Source organism: Streptomyces sp. NPDC002130 (assembly GCF_040296465.1).
Classification (GTDB): Bacteria; Actinomycetota; Actinomycetes; order Streptomycetales; family Streptomycetaceae; genus Streptomyces.
In genome coordinates, this window is the sequence record NZ_JBEOXI010001298.1 from 1 (window position 1) to 1,018 (window position 1,018).

The 1,018-nt window shown below is 61.8% G+C and carries 1 protein-coding gene and 1 pseudogene; both read right to left on the reverse strand.

Annotated features, from left to right (window positions below; genetic code table 11):
- Nucleotides 1-290: pseudogene (locus ABT116_RS50430) on the reverse strand (hypothetical protein); the annotation flags it as partial.
- Between the two features lie 7 nt (nt 291-297).
- Nucleotides 298-1,018: SDR family oxidoreductase (locus ABT116_RS50435; RefSeq protein ID WP_351648597.1), on the reverse strand; the 721-nt coding region annotated here is incomplete at its 5' end.

Sequence of the window (1,018 nt, forward strand, 5' to 3'; positions counted from 1 at the left end):
TACGACGGCCTCGTCTCCGTCCACTCGCTCTCCAAGCGCTCGAACCTCGCCGGCTCTGGATGTTCCTTCCATGCGGATTCGCTGAGCAGACGTGCCACCAGGGCGCCGCGTAGGAATACCCGAGAGATCTTGCTGCCGAAGGGTGTCAGATCCTCGTCGCGGTCGTACGACTCGAGCAGGACTGACAGAGCTTCGGTGTAGTCGTCGACGCCGAAGTCCGTCAGGCCGGTCATCCTTGTCGCCGAGGCATGGAGATCCTCGACGGTGCCGACGTGAGTGCGTTCAGTCATGGTGCTCCTAGTGATGGAATTCGCCGCAGTTGACGTCGATGCATTGGCCGGTGATCGCGCTGGCCATGGGGGACGCCAGGAAGATCGCCGTATCGGATACTTCATCCGTCGTCGGCAGGCGCTTGAGGTCGGTGTTCGACGCGGTGTGCTCGTAGATCTGCTCGACGGTCATGCCGAACTTCTCCGCCTGGTGCGCGAAGTAACCCTTGAGGGTGTCGCCCCAGATATAGCCGGGTGCAATCGAATTGACACGAATTCCCTGCGGGCCGAGTTCGGTGGCCAGGGACTGCGACATGGCGAGCAGGGCCGACTTCGCCATCTTGTAGCTGCCGTAACGCTCTTGCGAATGCCGCAACACCATCGAATTGATGTTCACCACGGAGCCGTCCGACTCGGCAAGTGCCGGCGTGAACAGCTGAGTCAGGCGCAGCGCACCCAGTACGGTCAGTTCGATGCTGTCGCGGATGTGCTGGTAATCGGTGCGAGCCAATGGCTTCATCGACGGAATCGAGAAGGCATTGTTGATCAGAGTGTCGACTTTGCCGTAGGCGGCAATGGACTCGGCCACCAGATTCTCGGCGGAAGCCTGGTCGGTGATGTCGGTGGCAACGGTGACGGCGCGCCCACCGGCATCGACTATTTCCTTCGCGACGTCGTCGAGCCGCGATTGCGTGCGCGCTGCGAGAACAAGACTCGCGCCGGCTGATGCACAGCGAAGCGCCAGAGCG